This window comes from Vibrio tubiashii ATCC 19109, from assembly GCF_000772105.1.
Classification (GTDB): Bacteria; Pseudomonadota; Gammaproteobacteria; order Enterobacterales; family Vibrionaceae; genus Vibrio; species Vibrio tubiashii.
This window is the reverse complement of record NZ_CP009355.1, coordinates 251,701-272,485: the sequence shown is the minus strand read 5'-3', so window position 1 is coordinate 272,485 and position 20,785 is coordinate 251,701. Positions and strand designations below refer to the sequence as shown.

General features: G+C 44.6%; 21 protein-coding genes. 16 read left to right on the top strand and 5 right to left on the bottom strand.

The window, feature by feature from the left end; translation table 11 throughout:
• Positions 1–224: 224 nt before the first annotated feature.
• The 3 genes from IX91_RS16390 (at position 225) to IX91_RS16380 (ending at position 3,318) form a co-directional block, all read left to right on the top strand.
• A complete protein-coding gene (locus tag IX91_RS16390) occupies positions 225–1,529 on the top strand; it encodes a dicarboxylate/amino acid:cation symporter (RefSeq protein WP_004744642.1) in 1,305 nt (434 codons plus the stop codon).
• Between the two features lie 183 nt (positions 1,530–1,712).
• Complete coding sequence (locus tag IX91_RS16385; RefSeq protein ID WP_004744641.1) at positions 1,713–3,050, top strand: chymotrypsin family serine protease; 1,338 nt, start codon at positions 1,713–1,715, stop codon at positions 3,048–3,050.
• A 40-nt stretch (positions 3,051–3,090) separates the two neighbouring features.
• Positions 3,091–3,318, top strand: coding sequence for a hypothetical protein (locus IX91_RS16380; protein ID WP_004744640.1), 228 nt, complete (start codon positions 3,091–3,093; stop codon positions 3,316–3,318).
• A 106-nt stretch (positions 3,319–3,424) separates the two neighbouring features.
• On the opposite strand, the gene IX91_RS16375 is transcribed toward IX91_RS16380, so the two are convergent.
• From IX91_RS16375 to IX91_RS16350, 5 genes are all read right to left on the bottom strand, one after another.
• On the bottom strand, positions 3,425–5,152 hold the full coding sequence (locus tag IX91_RS16375; protein WP_004744639.1) for an EAL domain-containing protein: 1,728 nt from the start codon (positions 5,150–5,152) through the stop codon (positions 3,425–3,427).
• Between the two features lie 578 nt (positions 5,153–5,730).
• Entirely contained in the window at positions 5,731–5,982 is a 252-nt protein-coding gene (locus IX91_RS16365; protein ID WP_004744637.1) for a DUF3081 domain-containing protein, read from the bottom strand.
• Positions 5,983–6,384: 402 nt separating this feature from the next.
• Positions 6,385–7,632, bottom strand: coding sequence for an NAD(P)/FAD-dependent oxidoreductase (locus IX91_RS16360; protein ID WP_004744636.1), 1,248 nt, complete (start codon positions 7,630–7,632; stop codon positions 6,385–6,387).
• A 5-nt stretch (positions 7,633–7,637) separates the two neighbouring features.
• Positions 7,638–8,705: a methyltransferase gene (locus IX91_RS16355; RefSeq protein ID WP_004744635.1), complete on the bottom strand. Its 1,068-nt coding sequence runs from the start codon at positions 8,703–8,705 to the stop codon at positions 7,638–7,640.
• Positions 8,706–8,735: 30 nt separating this feature from the next.
• Positions 8,736–9,128 (bottom strand): hypothetical protein, encoded by a 393-nt coding sequence (locus tag IX91_RS16350; protein ID WP_004744634.1) that lies wholly within the window; start codon positions 9,126–9,128, stop codon positions 8,736–8,738.
• 70 nt (positions 9,129–9,198) lie between these two features.
• Here IX91_RS16350 and IX91_RS16345 point away from each other — a divergent pair, with 70 nt between their 5' ends.
• Genes IX91_RS16345 through IX91_RS16285 form a run of 13 tightly spaced genes read left to right on the top strand, consistent with a single transcriptional unit; the run spans position 9,199 to position 20,782 of the window.
• Entirely contained in the window at positions 9,199–9,927 is a 729-nt protein-coding gene (locus IX91_RS16345) for a beta-ketoacyl synthase chain length factor (protein ID WP_004744633.1), read from the top strand.
• A complete protein-coding gene (locus tag IX91_RS16340) occupies positions 9,927–10,691 on the top strand; it encodes a lysophospholipid acyltransferase family protein (protein ID WP_004744632.1) in 765 nt (254 codons plus the stop codon). Before IX91_RS16345 ends, IX91_RS16340 begins: the two co-directional genes overlap by 1 nt.
• 16 nt (positions 10,692–10,707) lie before the next feature.
• On the top strand, positions 10,708–10,968 hold the full coding sequence (locus tag IX91_RS16335; protein WP_004744631.1) for a phosphopantetheine-binding protein: 261 nt from the start codon (positions 10,708–10,710) through the stop codon (positions 10,966–10,968).
• Between the two features lie 15 nt (positions 10,969–10,983).
• Positions 10,984–11,241, top strand: coding sequence for an acyl carrier protein (locus tag IX91_RS16330; protein ID WP_004744630.1), 258 nt, complete (start codon positions 10,984–10,986; stop codon positions 11,239–11,241).
• Entirely contained in the window at positions 11,241–11,810 is a 570-nt protein-coding gene (locus tag IX91_RS16325) for a COG4648 family protein (RefSeq protein WP_004744629.1), read from the top strand. The genes IX91_RS16330 and IX91_RS16325 overlap by 1 nt, the downstream gene beginning before the upstream one ends.
• Positions 11,807–13,183 (top strand): AMP-binding protein, encoded by a 1,377-nt coding sequence (locus tag IX91_RS16320; protein WP_004744628.1) that lies wholly within the window; start codon positions 11,807–11,809, stop codon positions 13,181–13,183. Before IX91_RS16325 ends, IX91_RS16320 begins: the two co-directional genes overlap by 4 nt.
• Positions 13,184–13,189: 6 nt before the next feature.
• Complete coding sequence (locus tag IX91_RS16315; protein ID WP_004744627.1) at positions 13,190–13,549, top strand: ApeI family dehydratase; 360 nt, start codon at positions 13,190–13,192, stop codon at positions 13,547–13,549.
• A gap of 1 nt (position 13,550) precedes the next feature.
• The gene (locus IX91_RS16310; RefSeq protein ID WP_004744626.1) at positions 13,551–15,263 is read left to right on the top strand and encodes a glycosyltransferase family 2 protein; all 1,713 of its coding nucleotides are present in this window, start codon (positions 13,551–13,553) and stop codon (positions 15,261–15,263) included.
• On the top strand, positions 15,244–16,797 hold the full coding sequence (locus tag IX91_RS16305) for an HAL/PAL/TAL family ammonia-lyase (protein WP_004744625.1): 1,554 nt from the start codon (positions 15,244–15,246) through the stop codon (positions 16,795–16,797). The genes IX91_RS16310 and IX91_RS16305 overlap by 20 nt, the downstream gene beginning before the upstream one ends.
• Positions 16,797–17,246, top strand: a complete 450-nt coding sequence (locus IX91_RS16300) for an acyl-CoA thioesterase (protein ID WP_004744624.1) — start codon at positions 16,797–16,799, stop codon at positions 17,244–17,246. The genes IX91_RS16305 and IX91_RS16300 overlap by 1 nt, the downstream gene beginning before the upstream one ends.
• Positions 17,243–17,851, top strand: coding sequence for a LolA family protein (locus IX91_RS16295; protein ID WP_004744623.1), 609 nt, complete (start codon positions 17,243–17,245; stop codon positions 17,849–17,851). The genes IX91_RS16300 and IX91_RS16295 overlap by 4 nt, the downstream gene beginning before the upstream one ends.
• On the top strand, positions 17,823–20,174 hold the full coding sequence (locus IX91_RS16290) for an MMPL family transporter (protein WP_004744622.1): 2,352 nt from the start codon (positions 17,823–17,825) through the stop codon (positions 20,172–20,174). Before IX91_RS16295 ends, IX91_RS16290 begins: the two co-directional genes overlap by 29 nt.
• Positions 20,171–20,782, top strand: coding sequence for a DUF3261 domain-containing protein (locus IX91_RS16285; RefSeq protein ID WP_004744621.1), 612 nt, complete (start codon positions 20,171–20,173; stop codon positions 20,780–20,782). Before IX91_RS16290 ends, IX91_RS16285 begins: the two co-directional genes overlap by 4 nt.
• Positions 20,783–20,785: the final 3 nt, after the last annotated feature.

Genomic DNA, 20,785 nt, shown 5'->3' with positions numbered 1-20,785 from the left:
CATATATTAATGATCAGCCCTTTCCTTGTTACAAAATAGAATTTATAGATAATTCCGTTAATCATACTGGTTAAAAACCTGTTAAATGGCATAAAATTCTAGTGATGAATGTCACATCTATAAATCTAGTCAGTTATTTTGCTTTTTGATTTTTCGATCTGCCTGCTAACCTCCTGCTCGCCTTGAAGTGAACTCAAGGTGCATAACTATAAGGAGTGTTCACTATGAATACCAAGAAACCGATGTCGCTAACCAGCCGCGTAATTCTAGGTATGGTTGCGGGTATCTTGACAGGATTTGCGATTCGCAGTCTCTTTGCTGACAACGGATTTGTCGATGCATATATTGTAAATGGATTATTTGAAGTCGGCGGCCAGATCTTTGTCGCTAGCTTGAAAATGCTTGTTGTCCCACTAGTCTTCGTTTCACTAGTTTGCGGTACAAGCTCTCTGAAAGACCTTTCTACACTGGGTCGTATGGGTGGTAAAACACTCGCGTTTTATGTTGCAACCACAGCCGTTGCCATCACTCTTGCCCTAACCATGGGTAACCTTTTCCAGCCGGGCGCTGGTGCAGACTTAACTGCCGCAAGCTCGTTTAAATCGGCGGAAGCACCCTCTCTTGGTCAGGTGATCATTGATATGTTCCCGACCAACCCAATTAGCGCAATGGCAGAAGGTAAAACCCTTCAAGTTATCGTCTTTGCTGTGCTTTTTGGTATTGCAATCAGCGCTGCGGGTAAACCGGGCGAGCGTATTGCTTCTTTCTTCTCAGATCTCAATGAAGTGATCATGAAGCTTGTTGCTATCCTAATGAACCTTGCGCCATACGGTGTGTTCTTCTTGATGGCGAAGCTATTCACTGGCTTAGGTCTTGGCGCTATCGTCAATCTAGCGGAGTACTTCCTTGTACTAGCAGGAACGCTATTGCTGCACGGTCTGGTGACTTACAGTGTGATGCTAAAAGGCTTTACGGGCCTTAGCCCAATTACCTTCTTGAAGAAGATGGAAGATGCGATCATGTTTGCTTTCTCTACGGCTTCTTCAAATGCGACGATTCCAGTCACAATGGAAACAGCGAAGAACCGTATGGGTGTAGAAAACCGTGTCTCTTCATTCACTGTGCCATTGGGCGCAACAGTGAACATGGACGGTACGGCGATCATGCAAGGTGTCGCTACAGCGTTTATTGCTCAAGCATTCAACATTGACCTCACTATGGGTGATTACCTAATGGTGATCATGACGGCAACTCTAGCGTCAATTGGTACTGCGGGTGTTCCAGGTGTTGGTCTTGTCATGTTAGCCATGGTGCTAAACCAAGTTGGTCTACCACTAGAAGGTATCGCTCTTATTATGGGTGTCGACCGTCTACTTGATATGATTCGTACCGCGGTAAACATCACAGGTGATAGCGCAGTGACCATCATTGTTGCTAAATCTGAAGGTGCGCTAGATGAAAATCGCTTCAATGACCCAATGGCGGGTGTAAAAGAAGAAGAAGTTCATCTCAAACACTCTGAAGCGTAATTTCAAGTTCAATAATACCAACCCGAGAAATTTTATTTCTCGGGTTTTCTCTTTCTAGTCAAACAGTTTCTTTCCAATCCCTCAATCGTGGTCAATTTCTTCCCTTTGACCATACGCAAAGCAGACATTTCCAAACCATAATTGACATAATTATTAATTAAACTTTTAGGGGAGAGTTGCTTTATGCTATTCAAACATTGGTTGATATCATTAGTTAGCTTGTTAACTAGTGCACTGTGGTCGATCACCACCTTAGCGTCCCCTCCATTTGACGTACCACCCGGTCTTGCCGTTGCAGCCGCAGCTCAAGCGAAACACAGCCAAGAACTACTTCAGACAACCGGCGTTGTAGGTCACGGCCTTGCTGTGGATGAAAATGGCCAAGGTATCATTGTTGTCTTTACTGACGATCCCAAGCCTAAAGGCACACCAAAATGGTTAGATGGCGTTGCGGTTAAAGAAGTCTATACAGGGCGGTTTTATTCTCTCGCTCCCCCAAAGTGTGGAGGGCCACCATCGCAACGTCCCCCTGAGTGTTTTTCCGATCCTGACCCTGATCCCGAACCAGACCCTGTCGACCCAACAGCTCGGTTTGAGCGACCCGTACCTATCGGAGTTTCAACCGGCCACCCAGCGATCACAGCGGGTACAATTGGCGCTCGTGTAACAAATGGCACTAACGTTTTTGCTCTCAGTAACAATCATGTATTTGCCAATTCTAATGACACTAATGTGCCGGAAAATATGCTACAACCAGGGCCTTTCGACGGCGGTACTGAACAGAACGACACCTTCGCTTCACTGACCGATTACGAGCCCATTCTATTTGATGGCTCCGCAAACATTATGGATGCGGCTGTCGCACTCACTAGTACAGGTGAATTAACCACTTCAACTCCTGCCGATGGTTACGGAACACCCGATAGCACAGTCAATGAGGCTGTTATAGGTATGTCGGTCAAGAAATATGGCCGAACAACTGGTTTCACTCAAGGTACCGTTGACGCCATTAACGCTTCTGTCAATGTCTGCTACGAGGGATCTTCAACTTGTACGAAATTGGCGCTCTTTGTCGGACAAATCGTTGTCACACCGGGAACATTTAGCGCCGGAGGAGATTCGGGCTCACTTATTGTGAGTAGCAATGGCAACAATCCAGTTGGACTGCTGTTTGCGGGTTCATCCTCGCATACTATAGCCTCACCCATTGAACCTGTATTGGTGCGCTTTGGAGTGAGTATCGACTCTGATGCACCGCCACCTCCTCCACCTCCAAGCGGAGATTTCTCTTTGACGGCTTCAGGTTATAAAGTAAAAGGCTTCCATAAAGTAAACTTAGAATGGTCTGGTAGCGAAGCTTCAAATGTCGATGTTTATCGAGATGGCTCAGTTGTGGATACCGTGAGTAACTCTGGCTTTTATACTGATCACATTAACAACAAAGGCGGAGCAAGCTATAGCCATAAGCTCTGTGAAGCCGGCACCAGTTCATGTTCCAACACGGTTGTTACGAACTTCTAGCAATACAAAGCCCAGTGCGCTCTGGGCTTTAATATCTCCAATGAAATTGTCTGATGTAATAAAGCTGCAAGAGAAATGGCAGATCGAGTGGATGAAAATCGAAGGCGTGGTTGGTGTTGCAATTGGTGAGTTGAATGGAAAGGCTTGCTTAGTTATATATAGCGCCCTCCCAAAATTAGTCATGGAGCGCAAGATCCCCAAAAGCGTTGAAGGTGTATCGATCAAGATTATTGAAACGGATCGCTTTGTAATAAACAACACACCGTAAAAACCGTTTACTACACTAGATAGCCAAAAACCTGTGAAGATTACATCAGCAAAGCCCATAAACAAAAGCCCCAGAAAAATTGTCTGGGGCTTTTAGTTGGTATTAGCTATACGTACAAATAACCTTGGTGAAGGTTATAACCCAAGCTTTGTAAGGTAAGTTGCTGAGCATAGGTTTCAACCCCTTCTTGGATTATATCACATGCTGACATCGCACCGATTTCAGACAACATCCCTAGCAACCTTTGCTTAGCTTCGTTTGAGTCAATGTCACGAATAAATTCTTTATCAATTTTGAGGTAATCAGGAGAAATCTTTTGAACAACCTCAACATTGTTATTACCAGTGCCAAAATCATCGAGTGCTATCTTAAAACCTCTCTGTTGAAGCTTAGTGATATTGGCACAAATCTCCTTGTCGTAAGGCAAATTGGAGTTTTCCGTCAGTTCCAACACCACCTCACTTGGTCGTAACCGAGATAGATGTTTTTCTAAGATAAAATAGTTATCACCTAGCAAGGAACTAGGACAAATATTGATCCCATAGACTCCAGCTGATCCCTTTCGATTCGCGTTCGCAATGACCTTAGCGAGAAGTATGGTATGAAAGGTTATAAGCCGATTTTCCGCCAAATTCTCTATGTACTGCAACGCTGAACGTTGCGTTACACGAGTTAATATCTCCTCGTAAATCGTGGTTTTCTTTTTGGTGTCAACCACAGGCTCTAACTCGTAATCAAGCAAAGTCCAATCTTGGCAAAAACGGATAAACCTTGCGACTTTGCGCCAATGCAATGCAAAAGAAACAACAAAGAAAAGAGACACAATTTCAACCACTAGATTGCTCGCATAGAAGGAAACTGTGGTGCCACTAGAGAGTACTTTTGTTTTAATTCGAATACCACCAGATTGACCGATAGCGACCTCTTCTTCATTCATATACTGGATAACTAAACCATCAACCAGTAAAGACCAAAGGTTGTTGCTATACATACTCTCAACAGCTCGAAGAGATACCCTGCCAATCATCGTGGTATAAGTCTCATCGTTATCTCTAACGCTATAAACAAACTGAGGCAAGTTGAGCAGCGAGTTAACATAATCGGTGCTGAGCAGTTCAACCGAATCTCTATCTACAAAGCATGAATCAAAGGGCGAAATTAAAAGAGCTGAATCAAGATATAGAGAATGATTAAAAGCACTCAGAGTTTCATCATCATGGCATCCGAGTGATGTTAACTCTTGGGCGACATGATCGATATTGCCTCGAAACTGTTCAACGATCGAGGTCAGTTGATAGATATGCAATGAGTAAAATAAAGAGGTTATTACTCCAACATACAACAAAACTCGGGCCGATTTTCTTAATAACATCATTTTGTAGGTCATCAAAAATGAGCCTAACATCAAAAAAAGACTCGGCTTGAAATCGCTTAATTTGAGATCAGTATTTTGGGGGGTCGTCATTGTCGAGCGTGTAAGATCAACATAATAACCTTTTTGGCATACATTCGATATCAGTCTCTTTTCATTAATACTTTGGCCATAACCCGTGGTTAAGCGCTTGAACTTTGATTGCAATCTCCGAATCGTTGTCTGCCACGGCTCCCTTTCAGTCTCCTTACATTCAATGCTCCTGTAAGCGCTATCGAGGTCGTTTAGACTAATCGGGTTATCTACAGAACTATTATTGATAAGAAATTCGAGTACAAAACGTTCTCTTTCATCAAGGTCAGTTTCACGTTTTTTATTATCATTTTCAACGCTATATAGCTGACTGCCACTCAGAACCAAATCTAAGGAATTATCATCACATAGATTAAATGAATAGAACATCTATCCCCCAAAGAACAATACCTTACTGCATATAAATTAAGCCAACAGCGATATCGTTGTATTTGATTAACCAACTAAATCATTTGTTTAAGAACCGTTGTATTCATTCCTTTCTTACAACCATGGTATGTATAGCAACTCAGTAACACTTAGTATGTTTCACTAAGATATCCGTCCATAACTTTCGTTTTCACACCTATCGAAATTAGGCTCAGTCCTATCTGATAGAAAACGTTAAGATCCAACTCAAACCGCCAGAGCAGCCAATCATGCAACTACTCGCGTGCAATATATCAAAGTTGAAACAAAGAAAAAGAAAAACCTCATGACCGAAACCAAAAAGTGACACCAATCTCACATGATAAACAGAACCACATTTACCACCCATATAGTTAGCCATCAAACCATCCTTCTATACATTGATTTATCATAACTCTACTCAGAATTGAGACACATAGGAGATAAGCCAAACCATTTTGCTAAGTGGGGTAATCTATGATGTGTATGGATATAAAAATGCCCCAATAGTTGATTACTCAACCATTGGGGCAGATTCATTATCTTATTTATGGTGTTTTCTATTTCGCTAACATGGCGACCTTTTTCAGGAAGCTATCTCTAAGGTGCTCTTGGTCATAATCGAGATGATAGGTATTGTGAAAGCCAATTTTTAGCTCGACACCATTACCTCGCATATACACATTGTACCCATCGTAATCAGAGAAGGCTTCAACACCTTCATAGATCTTGCCATGCTCAGTTGGTGAGCCGTTCGCCATCACCGTTTCGTAAGCTTGTAGAACCTTGGTTGGATCAAGTTCGTTCTTCATAGATCACCTCCTTTCCCTATCCAAACCTACGTAAATGGTTTGAATAGCGATCTATTTCGAGGGTCTGTTGACCTTTTGCGGTTAAATTTTGTTCGAGACAAAAGCGTTTTAATCGCGGCGAGTGGCGGACGGCTAGTTGTTTGTAGCCTAGTCATTCTAAGCAAAACACCTCTCAACAAAGAGTAAAACGCTTTTAGCCGAACCCTTCGGGCAGCGTTTGTGGCTCCTTTCTGCTGCGTTATCGGCTTTATCAGGTAGGGCAACTACAATTCAAAGCCTCTGCCTTGCATAAAGAACCCACAAACAGCTGCAAAAATCAGCTCAAAAGGTCAACAGGCCCTCCAAAAGTATGATCGGTGATTGAGGTTTTCGCCATCTCTAGTCTTGAGCCAAATCAAAACTCTAAGCGTTATTGTTTTCGCGAACTAGCTCCGCCAATGTTTTTAATCGTTGATCGCTATTCTTAACGTATGGGTTATCTTGATCCCATGCATACCCCGCTAAGATAGCGCTGATCATTTGCTTAATTCTAGGATTAGGGTTCTGGTAGAAGATAACATCTTGCAGAATACCGCTATACCAGCCTTCGACATAAGTTCGGAAAGTATTTACACCAACCATCAGTGGCTTAGCATACTCTTCATTCCAATCCACCTCTTGCCCATTTAGCTGTTTCACCACGCACTCGGCGGCATACTGGGCCGACTTCATCGCAATGGTCACACCGGAAGAAAATACCGGATCAAGAAACTCTCCTGCATTGCCTAGCAGAGCATAGTGCTTGGTCGCGAGTTGTTTTACGTTCGCTGAGTATCCGCCTAGCTCTCCCGCAGGGTTTGGGTATTCTGCATTGGCAAGCAATCGGGCTAAACCAGACTCTTCACTCGCCAGTTGCTTAATAGCGGCAATTTTATCTTCCGGGTAGCGGTCGAAGAACTCAGGTTCCCCCACCACACCAAATGAACACACGCCATTGGAAAAAGGAATCAACCAGTACCAGACATCGTGATTTTCTGGGTGCACTGAAATTAGAATCTTGTTGCGGTCGTACTCTAACGCTTGCGGGTCAATGTTATCAACGATATGAGTAAAAATAGCTTTGCGTGGCGGAAGGCAAGAAGGCTCTTCAAGGTCAAGCATTCTTGGTAAAACTCGCCCAAAGCCACTCGCATCCAACACATAGTCTGCTTCTATTTGGTAGCTCTCACCCTGCTTATCTTTCACTGTCAGCAAAGAGCGCTCACCAACAAACTCAAGTTCAGTTAACTCATGCTGATATCGAATTTCTACCCCTTGCGTCTCAGCGCTATCGGCGAGGACTTTATCAAAGTTACCTCGCTGTACTTGGAACGTGGTCCCTGGCCCTGAAGTAAATTTATCGGTGAATTCAAACTGGGTGTATACGCCAGCGCGCCTAAACGCTGCGCCATCTTTGTACTGAAAACCGTATTGATTAACCGCATCAAGCATGCCGGCCTGCTCTACCACTTCCATACACGCGGGAAGTAGGCTTTCTCCGATAGAAAAGCGTGGGAACAGCGCCTTTTCAATAACAATTACGTTTATGTCCTGCGCGTTTAACAACGCAGAAACCGTAGAACCTGAAGGCCCTGCACCAACAACAACGACTTGGGTAATTTCTTTTTTCATAATTTTTATTGTGATTTTAGCTTGAGCAACGTATGCCCAAGACCAATATTATCGGTTCTTTCTTCAACGACTAAACCTGCTGCTTCAATGATCTCTAAGAAATCGTCGCTACGATAAAAACGGCTATTGCCATTGGCTAGGCAGGTAAAGTAGAGAGAAGTGGCATTCAAACTGAAAGAAGCGGCGTCGTATTTTTGCGCGTCCCAGAACAACTCAAGAATGTAGATTGAATCGCCTTGACGAAGCTGACCTTTGACTTTCTTGAGGATATTGAGAATTTCCATTGGCGAGAAGCAATCTAAGAACTGGCTCATCCACCAAACATCGGCGCTTTCTGGCAGTACTTGCTGCTTATCGAGCATATTGGCAGGGTGCGGATGAACTCGACTTGCAAAGCCCTGATCTTTAGCATTTTTCATCGCCATCTCAAGCTGTTGAGGTAAATCAACAATGGTGATCTCAACATCTGGGTTGTAGTTACAGCATTGCATTGCCCACTTACCCGTGTTGCCACCGATATCAACCAGTGTTTTCGGTTGGCTTTTAAAAACTTCTTCGAGCAGAACCGGGAACGAACGGTCAGAATAGAAATGATCAAACTTAAACCAGCTCTCTTTTGCTTGCTCTGGCAGAGTCGACAAACCTTGATAAATGGTTTCCCAGTCACCAAGCTCCTTCAAGCCAGCTGGTTTGCCTTCAACTATCGCTTCGGTGAGATGCATCATCGCCGCGTAACAAACATCAGCAGTAAAATCCATGTTGGCATTGGTCATGCCATCATGGAGGATAAAGAAGCCTAAGTTTGCTAGGCAATAGTTAGGTTTTTCCCACAACACGATATTGGCGCTGATCGCCATATCAAGCAACACTTTAACGCCATACTCGGAAACCTGAGTTTGCTGAGCAATGTCTACCGCATTTAAGCCTTTTTCACCTGCTTTATCTAGAGCAGACAAAATACCTAAATCACGTAAAGTGCGCGCTGTTTGGAACACAATTGGCGCAAATGATAGCTTTTGAGCCTCTGTTTTTGCTTCTAGAGCATTAAACGGGTCTTTGTTTTCTTGTACCACGAAAAACCTAACTATAAGTTGATTAAATGATTATTGTGCAGACGCTGTAAGCGCAAGCTGCTTCTTAATATCTACGTTTAAGTTGTTAATCCAACGGTTGTAGTTACGGTGAATTTTGCCATCACCTGCTTTCAAGTTTTCTGAGTTGAGATAAATAATTGAGTAAAACTTGTCGTTATATGGAATTTTTACTTCCGCATAATGCGAGCGAACGTGTAATTTCGCATTCAGTTCATTTGCAGAAACTTCTTCTACAACCCAACCGCGATTCATGGCAGCTTGCATAATCGCCATCTTAACTTGTTTACTTTGAAGATTATAAGCAACTGGAGTATCCTCAACGTTCATTACTGGCTGAACGCGACCACAACCGACAAGTAGCAATGCGAGCAATACTGAGCTGAGTAACTTTAGTGGTGACATATTAATAATTCCTTATTAGGTGTTTAGTCTTTAATAGTATTTCGCTGTAAAAACGACAATTCAATATCTTATGCTAAATTCAGATATCAACATCTCATTTAACATCGACGCGTGGCTCGCGCATTCTAACGGATTCTCAGTGTCTCAAAACTGGGAAAGTTGGGCAAATAGCTTACAGTGGCCTGAAGAGGACAAATTAATTACCTCTGCGATTCCACCTATGATGCGCCGTAGAATGAGTAATCTGAGCAAGCTTGCCGTTCAAACGACCATCGAACTTCTCAATGAGCACGAGGTCGACTACCTGGTCTTCGCCAGTCGTCATGGAGAACTGCACCGCAGTGTCAAACTTGTCGACGACATCTTAAATGGTGAAGAAGCTTCTCCGATGGCGTTTTCTCAGTCGGTACACAATACTGCGGCAGGTCTTGCCACCATCGCGACCAAAAAACCTATTCCTCTTACTTCTATTGCTGCTTCAGAAAATACGTTCCAAAGTGCGATTATCGAAGCTTGGTTGTACTTAAACGATCATCCAAACAGCAAAGTATTGGTTGTCGATTTCGATGAGCCACTACCTGACGCTTACAAAAAGTATGAAGACCAGAGCTATCGCGGTTACGGCTTAGGACTTGTTGTTGCAAATGGCAACGGCTTCTCGCTATCGCAGCATCAAACTAGCGAGACATCAGCCCAAACACTGCCACAAGGATTAGAATTCATCCGTCATTTCTTGTCTAATCAAAGCCAATGGAAAATTGAATCCCCACAACAGACATGGACTTGGCAGAGAAATTAATGAAAACATTCGATCAACATTGGCGTGTTTTCGCGACGGGATTCTGCTTCTCTGTTTTTGGCCTTGGCGGCTTAACCCTGAGTTTTGTCGTAATCCCCGCAATTCACCTATTGACCAAAGATCAAACGGTTCGAGAGTACCGTGTTCAAGGTGCCATTCAGCGTTCATTCAATCTGTTTTGTAAACTGATGAAGTTCACTGGTGCCATTGATTACAAAATTGTCGGCGCTGAGCTTCTGCAACAAGACAAAAACTGCTTAATCGTTGCCAACCATCCAAGCCTTATTGACTATGTTCTAATTGCATCGCAATTGAAACGATGTGACTGCTTAGTTAAATCTGCCATTTGGGCCAACCCATTTATGAAGCATATTGTTAAGGCGGCGGGTTACATTCCAAATGAAACGCCTGATGACTTGCTGGCAATATGCGAAAAACGTTTTGAACAAGGCAACGTACTGCTCGTCTTCCCAGAGGGCACCCGAACCACACCCGGTGTTGAATCGAAACTACAGCGAGGCTCAGCGCAAATCGCTGTGCGCACTGAGCGAGATTTACGCGTAATTCACATTAGCGTTTCTCCGAGCTTTCTCACAAAAGAGACAAAATGGTATCAAGTTCCCCCTACCAAGCCTTTTTTCCTTGTTGAAGTTAAGGATAAAGTTGAGGTTAAACCATTTATAGAGCAAACTACGTCCCCAACAATTGCCGCTCGCCGTTTGCAGCAGCATTTATCAGAGACGATCTTTCCAGAAAATGACTAGTGACAAGTAGGCCCAAGTGGAAAAACTACACAACGAAATAAAACAACTTATAATTGATGCACTAAATCTAGAAGATTTAACCATTGACGATATTGAGACAGACGCTCCACTGTTTGGTGATGGTCTTGGCCTAGACTCAATCGATGCGTTAGAGCTAGGTTTAGCGATTAAGAAGAAATACAACATTGTCATCGATGCGGATGATTCAAATACTCGCGAGCACTTTGCTTCAGTGAGTAATTTAGCGAAGTATATTTCTTCACAGATCAGTGAATAATCCGTAGGTACACCCATGACAGATGTAAATAAAGAACAGGTATTTGCTCAAGTAAAGGACGCACTTGAAGAGTTATTTGAGATTGATACTGCGGATATCGTGCCTGAAGCGCACTTGTATCAAGATCTTGATTTAGACAGCATTGACGCTGTTGACCTAGTAGTTCACCTACAGAACGTGACAGGCAAAAAAATCAAACCCGCTGAGTTCAGTACTGTGCGTACTGTCGAAGACGTGGTTAACGCAGTGACTGAGCTTCTTAAGGAAGCCTAATGCGCCAATTGCTGACAGTTCTGTCTGCACTTGTCCTGCTCGCTTATCCATTCGCCGTTTACTTCGGCATAGATAAATACGGCCTTTCCATGGTGGGGATTCTATTGATCGCCGCCTTGGGAGCACGCCTTCTGTCCGTACATCGTACCAAACTAAAAGAACTCAAATACGTCGCGCAAGTTACCGCTGTTACGGGTATCTCACTGGTTGGATTAGGTATCCTGTTCAAACAACATGGCTGGTTGATGTTCTACCCCGTCGTTGTCAACCTATGTATGCTGGTTGTGTTTGCTTCTAGCTTGAAGCAGCCCCAGACCATCATAGAGCGCTTGGCACGCCTTCAAGAACCCGACCTACCTCAAAGCGGTGTTGATTACACGCGTAAAGTCACCATAGTTTGGTGTCTATTCTTTGTTCTCAATGGTTTGACTGCCCTGTATACCTGTTTCCAATCTATCGAAGTTTGGACACTATACAACGGGCTGATCAGCTACATTCTTGCTGGCAGCTTGTTTGCAATTGAGTGGGTTGTGCGTCAGTTTATTCGTAAGGATCACTCACCAAAATGAACCTAGTTAACCCCGAATTTACTTCGCTTGCTTCGCTTATGGACGCATCGCGCTTGAGCACAAAGCCAGTGGCGTTCGAGTCAAACGAAACCATTACATGGGGTCAGTTTCAACAAGATGTGGCTGAGTTTTCTCAGCAGCTATCGCAACATTCGGCAAAGCGCGTCGCTCTGTGCTTTGGTAACAGCTATCTATTTGCGGTCAGTTTCTTTGCCAGTTGTTATGCAAGTAAAACAATCATCCTACCGGGTAATTACCAAACTCAAGCCGTAGCGGAGCTAAATGACCATTTCGATCTCGTTATCCATGATGAGCAAGTCGTGGTAGCGAACGAACTGAAAGCACTAAAGCTCAATCAATACGCACACGGGACGATCAATGAAGTTTCCTTTGATACGTTATCACTCGAACAGATCTCGATAACCTTGTTCACTTCCGGCTCTAGCGGTAAAGCGAAAGCGATCAACAAAACGCTTTTACAGCTTGCAACTGAAATTGAAATATTAGAGTCACTGTGGGGACAAACCTTGGTAGATACACGTATTGAAAGTACCGTATCTCACCAACACATCTATGGCTTACTGTTTCGCCTGTTATGGCCTTTGTGTGCAGGTAGGCCGTTTGCACAGTTCAATCTTGAGTTTCCAGAACAAATTGTCCACCACGCGGATGACAATACTGTCTTGGTTAGCAGCCCTGCCTTACTTAAGCGTTTGACAGAGGAGCATTCTAGCTCACCACTACGTTGTGTTTTCTCCTCGGGCGGTCCATTACCCCTAAGTGCAGCCAAACACAGCAATGAGTTATTTACTCACCTTCCGATTGAAGTCTTCGGTAGTACAGAAACTGGAGGGATTGCATTTAGACAACAGCAAGTGGCAACGACACCTTGGCAGTTGTTTCCAAGTGTAGAAGCAGAGCTAAATAGCGAAAATTGTCTTAGACTGCGTGCTCCGCACATTGCAGGTGGTGAGTGGTATCAGACAGCGGATGAATGCCATTTCCATGATAATGTGACCTTTGACCTAAAAGGGCGTACTGATCGAGTCGTGAAAATTGAGGAAAAACGTATTTCTTTGGTTGAAGTAGAAAAACGTTTGGAACAATTAGATTGCATTGAAGAAAGCGCGGTCATTCCAATGCAAGATGGGAACCGTTTAACACTTTGCGCAGTCATAGTATTAACCAACGCAGGCCAACAAGAGGTGGAGCGACTTGGTAAAGGAAAGTTTTGGCTCTCTTTACGTAAAAGTCTGCGCGACTGGCTAGAGCCTATCGCGATTCCAAGAAAGTATCGCGTGCTAGATGAAATTCCGCTTAACAGTCAAGGTAAGCGACAAGTCGCTGAAATTGAAAAGCTATTCCAAGATTAAAAGAACATGGATAAAAGAAAACCAACGATAATAGATGTAAAGACAATAGATTCAGAAACGACTTTAACTTTTAAAGTGGATGCTGACATATTGGATTTTCGTGGTCACTTTACTGATTTCCCTTTGCTGCCGGGCGTCAGCCAAATCGATTGGGCGCTGTATTATGCCGTTGAACAGCTAAGCACTCCGCCGACGTTTAAAGGCATGGAAGTGATCAAGTTCCAAGAGCCTATCCTACCAGACATGACAGTTAACCTTGCGCTGAGCTGGGATGAAACAAAGCAAAAGCTCGCCTTCAAGTACAGTTCACAACAAGGTGAGAGATTGGTTATCCACTCTTCAGGTAAAATGAAGTTAGGTCAGTAACGTGGAACATTACCAACCTTGTTTCCTTATCCCTTGCTATAACCATGGCAGTACCATCGCTGCTGTGGTGTCATCGCTCGAACCTTTTTCATTACCTTTTATTGTGGTGGATGACGGCAGCAATAATGAAACTAAACAGGCACTTCAACAGTTAGCCGAGCAAGACAATATTACTCTGGTCACGCTGTCTGAGAATTCGGGCAAAGGTGGCGCCGTCATGGCCGGTATTCGCAAAGCGAAAGCGCTTGGCTACAGTCATGTGGCGCAAATTGATGCCGATGGGCAGCACGACGTAGAAGCGCTGCCTAATCTGCTAGCGTCTTCACAGCAAAACCCCAATCATCTCATTTCTGGTCAGCCCGTCTACGATGATAGCGTGCCTAAATCGCGCTTATATGGTCGATACGCGACCCACGTTTGGGTCTGGATAGAGACACTGTCGTTTGCCATCAAAGACAGTATGTGTGGCTTTCGAGCCTATCCAGTAGCCAAAACCGTAGACGTTCTCGATAAGTACGACATCGGCACACGAATGGATTTCGATATCGAGATTCTTGTGCGTATGTATTGGGAAGGCGTCGAGATTGATTTTGTTGAAACTCGCGTTATCTACCCTGAAGGCGGCATCTCCCACTTTGATGCTCTGTGGGACAACGTTAAAATCAGTTGGATGCACACGCGACTTTTCTTCGCCATGTTGCCAAGAATCCCTCGTTTACTGGCGCGTAACCGTCGCAAGAGCGCTGCCAATAAAGATGCACACTGGTCTAAACGACAAGAGCAAGGCACCATCTTTGGTATCAAATTGATGCTCGCGATCTACAGCTTGCTGGGGCGTAAGGTGTTTAACCTTATCCTCAAAGTTGTCATGCGTTACTATCACCTAACTGGCAAAGACGCGAAACAAGCTTCTGACATCTATCTCAAGCAGCTGAAAAGTTACGCTCAGCAACACTCGCTCACTCTGCCCAATGGATTAGATAGCTATCAGCATTTACTCTCGTTTGGTCATACCATGCTAGATAAACTGGCCGCTTGGAAAGGTGACTTCAATGTCGATAATCTGACCATTCACGGTCAAGAACATTTCCAAGAAATGGTCGACAATAACCAAGGGGTACTTATCCTTGGTTCGCACTTGGGTAATATTGAGCTTTGCCGTGCGCTTGGCCGCCGACATTCACACGTCAAGATTAACGCTTTGGTCTTTACTGAACATGCTGAGCGTTTCAACACCGTGATGAAGGCCGTCAACCCAAATTCTGAGTTAAATTTAATACAGGTCAGCTCAATGGGGCCGGATACTGCGATTTTACTCCAGCAAAAAATCGAGCAAGGTGAGTGGGTGGTTATTGTCGGTGACCGCACTTCCACCAGCAAAGAAAGTCGCTCTGTGTGGGCAGAGTTTTTAGGTAAACCTGCTCCCTTCCCGCAAGGCCCATTTATGCTGGCTTCAGTGCTCAAAGCACCTGTTTACCTATTATTTGGCTTAAGAGATGATTCAAGTGAGAAACCTCACTTTGACGTCTATTTCGAACCATTTAGCGACAAGATCGTTCTTCCACGTAAAGAACGTCAGCAAGCGCTAGAGAAAGTGGTGCAAGATTACGCTAATCGACTGCAACACTACACCCTGCGAGCACCCTTGCAGTGGTATAATTTTTTCAATTTTTGGACATTAAGTAATCAGAATGATGACAAAGCAAAACACTAACGCCATTAAGTTTGGCGCACAGGCGCTAACCATAGAAGACGTGGTTGCCATTGCCCAAGGTGCCAATGCTAGCCTCAATAATTCACCAGAATTCACTGCAAAGATCGATCGCGGTGTTGCGTTTTTAGAACGCCTGCTGAAAGAAGAAGGCGTCATCTACGGTGTCACAACCGGCTACGGCGACTCATGTACCGTCGCAATTCCGCCTAACCTTGTTGACGAACTGCCACTGCATTTAACTCGCTTCCACGGCTGTGGTTTAGGTGAGGTGCTCTCTCATGAACAAGCAAGAGCAGTACTCGCAACGCGACTTTGCTCATTAGCGCAAGGTGTGTCTGGCGTTACCCATGATCTGCTTAACCAAATCGTTACTTTGATCAATCAAGATATTGCGCCACGTATTCCTCAAGAGGGCTCTGTTGGTGCCAGTGGCGACCTTACTCCACTTTCTTATTTGGCTGCAGCATTAATTGGCGAACGTGATGTCCTTTACAAAGGTGAAGTGCGCCCTACCGCTGAGGTGTTTGCCGAACTTGGCATTGATCCTATTCACCTAAAGCCCAAAGAAGGCCTAGCCTTAATGAACGGTACATCCGTCATGACTGCTTTGGCTTGTCTTGCCTATAAACGCGCCGAGTACTTAGCGCAACTTTGCACCAAGATTACTGCCATGGTTTCTGTCGGTATGCATGGTAACGACTTCCACTTCGATGAAGCTCTGTTTGCGGTTAAACCTCACCCGGGTCAACAGCAGGTCGCAGCTTGGTTACGTGATGATCTAAAAGCGGATCGTCCACCGCGCAACAGTGACCGACTACAAGACCGATACTCACTGCGCTGTGCGCCGCATGTTATCGGGGTAGTACAAGACTCACTACCTTGGCTACGTTCAATGATTGAGAACGAGCTAAACAGTGCCAACGACAACCCAATAATCGATGGCGACAACGAACGCGTTCTGCATGGTGGTCACTTCTATGGCGGCCATATTGCGATGGCAATGGATACGCTAAAAACAGGTATCGCTAACTTAGCTGACTTGCTCGACCGCCAAATGGCGCAGCTAATGGATTACAAATTCAATAACGGCTTACCATTCAACTTAACGGGTGCCGAAGGCGAACGTAAACCAATTAACCATGGCTTCAAAGCGGTACAAATTGGCATCTCGGCTTGGACAGCAGAGGCACTAAAACACACCATGCCTGCCAGTGTTTTCTCTCGCTCAACGGAATGTCATAACCAAGATAAAGTCAGCATGGGCACCATTGCAGCGCGTGATTGTATTCGCGTATTGGAGCTGACTGAACAAGTTGCTGCCGCTTCGCTTTTGGCAAGTGTTCAAGCGGTAGAGATTCGTCGCCGTCATAATGAGCTCGATGAGCACCATATGAGCGACAATCTAAAGATGATTCGCGATGCCGTACTTGGAGAGTTTGAATTTGTTGCAGAAGATCGTCCATTGGAGAAAGATCTGCGCCACTTTATTTCACGTATTCAACAGCGTCACTGGTCTTTGTACTCGGAGTCATAATGGAGCAAGAGATCCTATTCCCGCTCGAATCTGAGGTGACATTAGTCACCTCTTTTCAAGATGCTGACCCGATGGGCGTCATCTATCACGGTAACTACTTCCGCTACTTTGAAGAAGCTCGTCGTGTGATGATGGATAAGATTGAGTACGGTTACCTAGCAATGAATGCCTCTGGCTACATGTGGCCTATCATAGGGACTCAAGTTAAGTACGTAAAAGCGATTCCATTTAACCACGAGATCCGCGTAACCGCGAAACTCACCGAGTGGGAAAACCGACTGCGCGTCGATTACGTCATTTATGATAGCAAGTCAGGACAAAGAATGTGTAAGGGTCACACAATGCAAGTCGCAGTGGCAATGGAAACGGAAGAGATGTGTTTTGCCTCACCTAAGGCGCTAACTGATAAAATAGAATACTGGCACCAACACGGGAGAATTGCCGAATGAAAAAATGGCTGTTAATTGCCCTGCTTGCTGTCTCTCCATTTTCATCGGCTACAGTCACTGATCTTGAGTCGCTGCAAGTTCAACTTGCACAGCATGAAATTGTTCGCGGAGACTTCACCCAACTGCGACACATCGAAATGTTCGAGCAACCTCTTAGCTCACAGGGCAATTTCACATTAAGCAAACAGCAAGGGCTACTTTGGCAGCAAACAGTCCCTTTTCCAGTTAATCTCGTTCTGACTAAAGATAAGCTGCGCCAAACTTTTGCAGGTCAAAAACCACAAACCGTCACCGCAAAAGACAACCCAATGGCGTTTTATTTCAGCCATGTGTTTTTGGCGGTTTTCCATGGTGATACGCAAGCACTGCAGGAACAGTTCGACATTGCATTCAAGGTGACCTCTGGTGACTGGACTATTACGCTCACACCGAAGCAAGCGCCATTAAATGCAGTATTCGAAACAATCACCCTAGTTGGAAGCCAGAACATTGATCAACTGACCTTAAAAGAAATTCGTGGTGATAAAACCGAGATTCTTTTCTCCAATCAAACTCATCAACCAGAGAGTCTAACGGATGCTGAACAAGCGCAATTCAGCTTCTAAGCTCCCTAACTCAGCAGAAGCAAAAACAACGAGAAAAATCGCACTAGCATGGCTAGGTTTAGTCATGCTGTTTATTGCTATGCTTGCGAAGCAGTGGCTCTGGTCAGCCCAATCTCCAATTGAAACCAATATCCTCAAGCTGCTGCCTATCAATCAGCAAGATCCTGTCGCAGAACAAGCCTTTGAATCTGTCTCTGGCAATTTAAGTGACAAAGTCGTGTTTGTTGTCACCGCCAACAAGGATGATCATGCCTTCGCGGCGGCCAGCCAATTGGAACAAGATTTGACCCAAACAGGGCTGTTTGCCGAAGTCGTCGGTAAAGTAAGCGCAGAGCAACAAAGTCAGTGGGCGGCCTACTATTTTGATCACCGCTACCAACAACTGACAGCCGAGCAGCGTGATAGGTTAGCCAATCAACCTCAAGCTCAAGTTCAACATGTACTCCAGTCACTGTATAACCCGTTTTCTGGTGTAACAGGTCAAGAGCTCGCGAGCGATCCATTCCTCCTCTTTCGAGATTACCTTTCTCAATTAACTCAGTTGAGCTCGGCTTTTGTCCTTGACCAAGGTTTCCTCACTACAGAGTTTGAAGGGCAAAAATATATACTTGTCAGTGCGACACTCAATGACTCACCTTATAGCTTAACGGCGCAGCAAGGTGTCGCAGATATTGTTTCGATTGAGCACTCGCTAACCGAACAATTTGGTGCCAATACCTTCCATACTGGAGTGTTGTTTTACGCCCAATTTGGTACTGAAAGTGCCAAATCCGAGATCAGTACCATAGGTTTATTCTCGCTATTAGGCGTCATCATTTTAATTGTTGGTGTTTTCCGCAGTGCAGCACCGTTATCACTTGCGCTTCTTTCTATTGGTGTGGGCCTTTTATCCGCATTAGCTCTAACAACCTGGATATTTGGCAGCGTGCATCTGTTTAGCTTAGTATTTGGGGCAAGCTTAATTGGCGTCTCCATCGATTATGCATTCCACTATCTAACCGAACGTCTGGCCGCGGGTCAAAAATGGGACAGCCGTAAAGGGCTAAAGCATATCTTTACCGCAATCACTATGGGGCTCATCACCAGCTTAATCGGCTACCTAGGAATGCTGATTGCACCTTTCCCGGGGCTACAACAACTGGCTCTGTTCTCTTCCATTGGTTTAATTGCCGCCTACGCCACTGTCGTCGCTTGGTATCCTGTGCTCGCGGTTAAGCCAAGTGCTGACAGAAAGCTTCCAGGGCAATGGTTCTGGCAACAGTGGCTCGCTGTGTGGACTAAGCCTGCAGTTAAGTACGGGCTACCTTTAACTTGCTTAATCGCGTCGACCTTGCCTTTATCAAATTTGCACTATGATGACGATATCAGGCAGCTTCAAGCCATGCCTGAGAGTTTAAAACAACAGGAAGAGTTCATTACCCAACTGAGTGGCCTACAATCATCACAACAGATGTTAGTCGTGACCGCTGCCAACGATGAAGCGTTACTGCAAAGGCTTGAAGATTTAGACACACAGCTAAAAAATTGGCAAGGTGAAGGTAAAGTCCAAGGTTATCAGAGCCTAAGCCAATACCTTGGTTCTGTCGCTCGCCAAGAGCAAAACTATCAACTGATTCAAGATTTGTATCAGCAGCAAGGTACTCTTCTCCGCGATACGTTAAAGCTATCCGAAGTACCTAGTTTGTCTGCTCCGTTATCGAAAGTGACGCTGCAAGAGTATCTTGAGCATACGGTTTCAGAGCCGGTGCGCTTTCTCTATATCGGCAAAATCGCAGATAAAGTCGCCGGGGTCGTTGTTCTCAATGAGCTCTCGCAACCAGAAGAGATTAAGGCATTTGCCAATATTCATAGTGATATTAGCTACCTCAATAAAGCCGAAGAGATCTCGGCTTTGTTTGCCGACTATCGAGTTAAAGTCATGGAACTGCTTATTGCGGCATTGACGGTAATTGCACTACTGCTGGTGAAACGTTATGGCTTCAAGCATTCAATCAAGATCTTGGTGCCTTCTTTGATTGCCTGCGTTGCTGGTTTAGCGACCGCTTCAGCTATAGGATCAACTCTGAATCTGTTCAATTTACTCGCACTTATTCTCATTATTGGGATTGGCATCGACTACACACTGTTTTTTGCTGAAAAAGCGCGTAGTCAAAGTACATTACTGGCAATTACGCTTTCGGCGATGACCACATTGCTCTCGTTTGGCTTGCTGTCACTGAGCCAGACACATGCCATTCATAGTTTTGGTATCACAGTGTTGAGCGGTATTTTCGTTGCTTGGTTGCTGTCCCCTATGGCTATTGAAGAAAGGAAACCATCATGAAGTCACGTTTTCTATCCCAAACGCTATTAGTCACATTGCTTGGTGTGACTGTAAGTGCCTGTAGCTTAACTCCTCAATCAGCTACACCCGTTGTTCAGATTACTCAGCAGGAGCAAGTTAGTTTACCGACGCCAGGCGACTTAGGTTATTCCCTAACAGCAAGCCAACTGATTGAAGCGACGTGGAACAGCAATAAGCAAAAACGTACAGAGCAGCTGCCTGTTCAGCTACAAGTGAGTGGCGATAAACTGGTTTTAGCTGGTTTTTCATCTTGGGGCACTCGAATATTATCGCTTAACTATCAAGATGATGAGATCACAACCGAGGTACTAAGTGGTCTAGGGGGCGTCTTACCTCCTCCAGAGCAGGTACTATTTAACCTGATGATCACGCTCTGGCCTGTTTCTGCTTGGGAAGCCCCATTAAATAAGGTAAGGTGGCAAATAATTGATAACTATAATACCCGAGCAATTTTCGATAATAGTGGTAAAAAGGTCATTGATATCCAATATAGCAACAAGGACAGGCTAAGCGGAGATATCGTTTTCCATCACTTAATCGACAACTACACTATTAAAATTAAAACACTGCAATTTAACAAAGTTTAGACA